Annotated in this window: 6 protein-coding genes and 1 pseudogene; 4 read left to right on the plus strand and 3 right to left on the minus strand. The window is 44.7% G+C overall.

The annotated features are described in order from the left end of the window. Position 1: 1 nt before the first annotated feature. Entirely contained in the window at positions 2–1,207 is a 1,206-nt protein-coding gene (locus VTH8203_RS16385; RefSeq protein ID WP_096994632.1) for a multidrug effflux MFS transporter, read from the minus strand. A 227-nt stretch (positions 1,208–1,434) separates the two neighbouring features. Between VTH8203_RS16385 and phnC the strand changes: the two genes are divergently transcribed. From phnC to phnE (VTH8203_RS16405), 4 genes are read left to right on the plus strand one after another with little or no spacing between them, the layout of a single operon-like run. Further along, entirely contained in the window at positions 1,435–2,274 is an 840-nt protein-coding gene (gene phnC, locus VTH8203_RS16390) for a phosphonate ABC transporter ATP-binding protein (protein WP_096994633.1), read from the plus strand. Between the two features lie 42 nt (positions 2,275–2,316). Further along, entirely contained in the window at positions 2,317–3,240 is a 924-nt protein-coding gene (gene phnD / locus VTH8203_RS16395; protein ID WP_096994634.1) for a phosphonate ABC transporter substrate-binding protein, read from the plus strand. Between the two features lie 60 nt (positions 3,241–3,300). Beyond that, a complete protein-coding gene (gene phnE / locus VTH8203_RS16400) occupies positions 3,301–4,176 on the plus strand; it encodes a phosphonate ABC transporter, permease protein PhnE (protein ID WP_096994635.1) in 876 nt (291 codons plus the stop codon). Then, positions 4,173–5,039 (plus strand): phosphonate ABC transporter, permease protein PhnE, encoded by an 867-nt coding sequence (phnE, locus tag VTH8203_RS16405; protein WP_096994636.1) that lies wholly within the window; start codon positions 4,173–4,175, stop codon positions 5,037–5,039. The genes phnE (VTH8203_RS16400) and phnE (VTH8203_RS16405) overlap by 4 nt, the downstream gene beginning before the upstream one ends. Before the next feature lie 62 nt (positions 5,040–5,101). Here the strand turns inward: phnE (VTH8203_RS16405) and VTH8203_RS16410 are convergent, their stop codons facing one another. Together VTH8203_RS16410 and VTH8203_RS25135 are read right to left on the minus strand one after the other, a co-directional pair. Further along, on the minus strand, positions 5,102–6,112 hold the full coding sequence (locus tag VTH8203_RS16410; protein WP_096994637.1) for an arginine deiminase-related protein: 1,011 nt from the start codon (positions 6,110–6,112) through the stop codon (positions 5,102–5,104). A gap of 488 nt (positions 6,113–6,600) precedes the next feature. Beyond that, positions 6,601–6,956 (minus strand): annotated as a pseudogene (locus VTH8203_RS25135) (IS3 family transposase); the annotation flags it as partial.

Below are 6,956 nucleotides of genomic sequence, written 5' to 3' on the forward strand. Positions count from 1 at the left end.
ACTAGTGACTTTTCACCAGTTTGTCTGTGACAAATGCTCGATTGCGAACCACAAACCATAATAGACCACCCACAATGCCGATTGAGAGCTGAATCATACCTAAATTGGCGATGAGTGCGTCGGGACGCATGGAAACCAGCAACATGCCAGCAGAGCCACAAATCATGGCAAAAAATTGAATCAATGCCACAGCAGAGCCGGTGTCTTTGTCTTGCTGATCAAGCATCAAGTTGGTACCAGGCACTCGCATCATAATCACCATTAGCGTCGCTGGAGCGGCTATCAATGCGAAGACCCAAGGTGCGGTTGAACCAATGGTGAGCGTTAACACCCCTATCATTGCTAAAATGCAAAAGCACAAAGTAATCACTTTTTGCACTGAAATATGACGAGATAACTTCATGTAAATAGCAGGGCCTAAAGAGGCGCACATGGCATTGAAAGCAAAGTAATAACTGAACTCTTGCTCAGTTAGGCCAAAACCGTTGATGTAAATGTACGAACCTGCCGCTAAGAAGGCCATAAGCGCCATGGGTGCAATAGAGAAAATACACAGCAGCATCACGAATCTTGGATTCGTCATTACCACGCCAAGTCGAGTCCAAGAGCGAGCCAAAGAGCCGGTATACTGACTTTGCAGTGTTTCGCGGTAACACAGGGCTAAGATGGAGGCAAACGCGCCAAATACTGCCAAGGTCACGAACATCATTCTCCATGAAGCGACTTTGAGAAGAAACGCACCGAGTACGGGAGCAACCATTGGCGCAATAATCACAAGCGACATGATAGTGGCCATAATTTTCTCGCGCTCACGTCCTTCGAACATATCTTTGACGATGGCGGTAGAGACGACAGTAATGGCACTGCCAGCAAACGCTTGTAGCACTCTTGAGCCAATAAGGTGCTCAATGCTTCCAGCCAACGCACAGGCGATACTGGCAAGCATGTAAGCTCCAATGCCTATCAATAAAATTGGTTTGCGGCCAAATTTTTCACTCAGCGGCTCCCAGAATAAAAGACCAATCGCGTAGGTAATGAAATAGCTACTTAACGTGAGGTTGACCATTGATTCTGTGGTGCTAAATATATCGACCATAGTAGGCAAAGCTGGCAGATAAAGGTCAATCGTCAATGGTGGAAATGCACTAATAATAACGAGAAAAAATAGAGTGCCTTTTTGCCCAAGGATGGGTTGTGTTGATGTCAAATGATTCTCCTGTGGGTAAAATTAGTAACTTAAGTTGTCATTAACGCGCTCTAATAGCTGCTAGGTTTTATGCATCTAATATATTGATTAGCAAGAATTTATTGACGTATTTTTATGTAATGTTGCACTTTGCTTGTTCATAAATTAGTCACAAAACTATCCTGAATTCGTCAAAAACCCACGCTCTAATATTCAATCAATAACTACTATTGATTGGAATAAAACTTATGGCTATGACCATGCCTGAACTGACAGTTGTCTCGGATGCGGAAGTAGTAGCATCGCCACAGCTGGGTAGAAAAGTTCTTGAAACTCGTACTCTGACTAAGTCGTATCAGCAAGGAAAAGTGGTTCTCGATGGAATCAGTTTTGAACTTCACGCCGGTGAGTTTGTTGCTGTGGTAGGTCGCTCTGGGGCAGGGAAGTCCACATTGTTGCATACGCTCAATGGCACCATCCCCGCGACCAGTGGTGAAATCCTTAATGTGCATAAAGACCTATCAACAGACAACGTATTGTCGATGTCGCGAAAAGAACTTCGCGAATGGCGTACCCACTGCGGCATGATTTTCCAAGACTTTTGTCTGGTGCCTCGTTTGGACGTGATTTCTAATGTACTGCTTGGACGTTTGAGTCATACCTCAACGCTCAAATCTTTGCTCAAAATCTTTAGCGACCAAGATAAAGCCCACGCTATCCAACTGCTCAAATGGCTCAACATGTTGCCGTATGCACTGCAACGCGCAGAAAACCTCTCTGGTGGACAGCAACAACGTGTGGCGATTTGTCGTGCGATGATGCAAAAACCAAAGATCCTACTTGCCGATGAGCCTGTGGCTTCGTTGGACCCCAAAAATACCGTTCGCATTATGGAAGCGCTGCAAAAAGTCAGCCGAGATGGCGTGGCGGTAATGGTAAATCTTCACTCAATTGAACTGGTTCAGGAGTATTGCTCCCGAGTAATTGGTCTTGCTAAAGGCAAGGTCATTTATGACGGACACCCTTCTGGCCTCAATGACGATGTTTTACATCGCCTTTATGGCGATGAGATCGACCAAATCAACTGATCCAATCGGAAAACTGGACACAATAATTTTTAAGGACAAGTGATGAAAAAGCTTCTATCTATTGGTATCGCTGTGGCTTCTGCTATGACTTTTAACGCGAATGCAGCTGCACCAAGTGAAATTAATCTAGGCATTTTAGGTGGCCAAAATGCAGCTGACCAAATTGGTGATAATCAATGTGTCGCTGATTTTCTCAATGCCGAGCTGGGTGTGAAAACCAATATCCGCAACTCAAGTGATTACAATGCGGTGATTCAAGGCTTGTTAGGTGAAAAGATTGATCTGGTTATCAATATGTCACCTAAGTCGTATGCAGAAGTGTACCTTAATGATCCGAACGCGGTGGACTTGGTTGGTATCACGGTGGATAACACCGACAACTCTCGCGGTTATCATTCCGTTATTTTGGTGAAAGAAGATAGCCCATACCAATCCATTGAAGACTTAAAGGGTAAAGTGTTTTCTTTCGCTGATCCAAACTCGACCTCAGGCTTTCTTATTCCAAATAACCAGCTTGAAAACGCATTGGGCGGAAACATGGATAACCAATTTGATGGCTTCTTCAAATCAGTCAATTTTTCCGGTGGACATGAGCAAGACATCGTTGGCGTTCTTAACGGTCAATTTGATGCAGCCGTGACTTGGTCTTCGATGGTGGGCGATGCTGATAAAGGCTATAGCGCTGGAGCGTTGCTCCGTTATATGGATCACGATGCTGACCTCATGAAAAAAATCCGCATCATTTGGGAATCGCCTCTTATTGCTAATGGCCCAACGATTGTTAGTAATCGCCTAGACCTTGCTTTCAAAGATAAGCTTGTTGCTGCTGTGAAGAAGCTGGACCGTGAAGACAACGCTTGCTTTAGCAAAGCGGCGGGTGGGTCACTTCATCTAGAAGACACCAGTGTTGCTGAATACCAGTCAATTATCGACTTAGTTAAAGCGACCAAATTCGCTCAGCGTTAATCCCCCTTAAATTAAACGCTGGCAGGTTGCTGCCAGCTTCTTACTTCTACGGTCAATTTCATGCAGTTTGAACAATATTACCAACAGGTTCGTCGTAAGCAGAAGATGGATGCATTTATGTGGTCATCGATGTTTATGCTGCTTTATTTGCTTTCTGGGCACTATGCAGAGTTTAGCCTTTCAACCATTTTACATAACGCGCCTGCACTTTTTGATTATATCTTCGACACACTTCCTCAGTTGTCATGGGATGTCTTATTCGCCAGTCGTGATGAGAGTGGTCGTGCGGTGCCGGGCTCGCTTATTTACTGGGGCTATCGTTTACCTATTCAAATCCCTCTGTTGTGGGAAACCATTAATGTTGCGATTGCCGCGACTTTAGTGTCATCAGTCATTGCGATCATCCTGGCATTCTTAGCCGCTAGTAATGGTTATGCGCCTGCACCTGTTAGAGTGGCTGTACGATCCTTTGTTGCTTTCTTGCGCACTATGCCTGAGCTGGCGTGGGCGGTGATGTTTGTGATGGCTTATGGTGTCGGAACCTTTCCTGGTTTCGTGGCGTTAACGCTGCATACCATTGGCAGTCTGACCAAGCTGTTTTATGAATCCATCGAAACTATTTCAGATAAACCTGTGCGAGGTTTAACAGCGTGTGGCTCAACACCAGTGCAGAGACTTCGTTTTGCATTCTGGCCGCAAATTAAGCCGACAGTGCTGTCGTATATGTTCTTACGATTTGAAATTAACTTTCGCTCGTCGACCATTCTAGGTCTAGTAGGAGCGGGTGGTATTGGTCAAGAACTGATGACTAACATCAGCTTGGGTCGACATGATCAGGTCAGTATTACGCTGTTGCTGATCATCATTGTCGTCGCACTAATAGATATGGCGTCGGGCGTGCTGCGCAAAAAAGTCATTAGTGGAGATGTAAAATGACAGAGCTAACCTTAGAGCAAATCAAGCAAGAAAATAAAGCGATTTTCTCGCAGCAAAAACGCTATCTGACCGTCGTTGCAGTGCTCGCGAGCAGCGTTGTGGTGTATTACTTCCTATTCTTTGCTTTCTTTGGTGTGTCTTCAAAGCAGTTTGAAATGGGCAATAGCAAAATCATGAGTTATTTCCTACATATGTTTGTATGGCGAGATTTCTGGGATTGGCCGTTTGCCTATTACTTTAAGCAGATAGCGATTACTCTGGCGATTGTTTTCGGCGGCACGTTAACGGCATCCCTTGTGGCATTGCCTTTATCTTTTATGGCCGCTCGCAACGTGATGTCCGGACCGTTTCGTATTATCGCAACTTTTATGCGTCGTGTGTTTGATGTTTTGCGCGGAATTGATATGGCGATTTGGGGCATGATCTTTGTTCGTGCAGTGGGCTTAGGGCCACTTGCGGGGGTAATGGCGGTGTTTGTTCAAGATTTGGGACTATTCGGCAAACTGTATGCCGAGAGTCACGAAGCGGCAGATAAAAAGCCATCACGTGGCCTAACCGCATTGGGGGCAAACAATTTACAGAAACATCGTTTTGCTATCTTTACTCAGTCGTTTCCGACCTTCCTTGCATTGACCTTGTATCAATTAGAGTCGAATACTCGCTCTGCTGCGGTACTAGGTTTTGTCGGCGCGGGTGGTATCGGCCTGGTTTATGCGGAAAACATGCGCTTGTGGAACTGGGATGTGGTGACGTTTATTACGCTCGCTCTTGTCGCCATCATCATGGGACTGGATAAGGTTTCGAGTGTTCTGAGACAGAAATACATTGTGGGCGAGAATGTCCCCTTGTATGAAAAGCGTTAGTCAACTTCGGGTTAGCCCTAAAGCGGGCTAACCCTAGGTGCTTGTTCATGCGTGTTAAAGGGTTAGTCTTCACGTACCAATGCGGCATGACTGCAACGCATCCCTCCGCCAGTGGCGTGATTGGTCTCGGTCATATCGGTATAGAGGACTTCGATTCCTTTGGCTTCAAGTTTGTCACCAATATGTTTGAACTCTGTCGACATGGCATAAACCCCTTCTCCTAACGGAAGACCATTGCAGGCGTCAATTCGAGCTTCTTCCAATGTGCAATTGACAATATCCCAGTCTTTAATCAGATCTGGCAAGCCGTGGGGGAAGGCATCTAGACAGACTAGTGCTAAGCCTTCTCGAGGTAAGGACAAGCAACAGTCAAGGTGCATGACCTCTGGGCTATATTCGACAAAGTGAACGGTCCAACCTTGTGAATGCAGGAGATCTGCCGCCCATTGTAACCCTTTGATGTTGGAGTCAATACCGTTGTAGCCCAGCAACACGTTATTATTGCCCATAACGAATATGTCACCACCGGTTAAAAATGGACCTTGCCCGCCCTCCGAACACCCCACATCTGTTTCTGGCATTGGTATATTGACCCATTTAGCATCAGTCCCTGCGACACGTTCATTAAGAATGTGGCGATATGTAAACACATCTTTATGGCGCATTGGGAAGCGATTAGCACCTTCGATGACAATGTTACCAACTACTGAGAGTGGATCTTTCACAAACAATGAACCTATACCGGATTCTTTGTAAAGTAGTTCTTGTTCGGTTAGTAATCTTGGACGATGTACTTTAATACCTCTAGCCTCAAGCAGTTTGACCCAATCTTCGACTTCTTGATTAATTTTCTTAAAGCGAACTGGATCGGCGTCAGCAAAGGACTGACCGCTATTAACCATAATTTTGTCTCGATCTTCTTTATTAAAGATGCCCATGCGACTGGCTAAGGTCTTGCCGATAACCGGGTAGGCGAGTTGGTCGGCGCGTCCAATGATTACCTCTTTCAGAGTTCCCCATTCGGATCCGACCCAAATATCAGATTTTCTAGTTTTACTTAACATGTTTTGCATTTATCCACCTCGCATAGTTGTTGTAAGGTGAGTATGCCATTGTCTCGTCTCTGTCCATAATCAGATACCGATGGGAGAAAGCAACAGTTTAAAAAATTTTAAAAACAATGATATATGATTTTCTCCGCTATTAATTTTATCTTGAGCGTTCGTTCAAAATGATTTGGAACGAGCGTTCAGTTAAAGCAATTGAAGTATTTCGTGAACTCATGTGTACGGAACGATCATAAAGAACTCCTAATCGCTGATAAGAGTCACTAAACTTTTTTCGAGTACAGAGCATCCGATGAGAAAGTTTTAATAAGCTTAGGAGCGTTTCTAGGGGCCTTAAATTGGCGATTTATAGGTGTGGTAATGTACTGTATTTTAAAGGTTTATTTTTCTAGGAACTGTGCGTTATGAGTGTTAGTCTCGCAGCATAATGAGGAGCAACACTATGAATCTGAAAGATAAAGTATTGATCTGCTCCAGCCAGACTGGACACTTCATTAAGCGACATTTTGATTTTCAAAGTTAACTGGGCTTAGATACCCAAGAGCACTGTGCCTTCTTGTCCGATTATAATCAACCTCTATGTATTCAAAGAGCGTTTGGCGCATCTCGTCTCGCGTCATGATCGGCTCGTACTGGATCGCTTCAACTTTCATTGAATGGAAGAAGCTCTCAACGTAAGCATTGACGCTCCTATGTCAAGACAGACTCGCTAGATCTTTCAGTATTAGCGGGAATAGCTCTCAGCAATTTCCCTTCCTACTCATACTTTGCTTTAGATTATAAGCAGTTATAATGTCACGATAATCTTTTGAGCAGTACTGGCTGCCTCTGTCACTATGAACGATAACCT

It is taken from the genome of Vibrio thalassae (assembly GCF_900089835.1).
GTDB lineage: Bacteria > Pseudomonadota > Gammaproteobacteria > Enterobacterales > Vibrionaceae > Vibrio > Vibrio thalassae.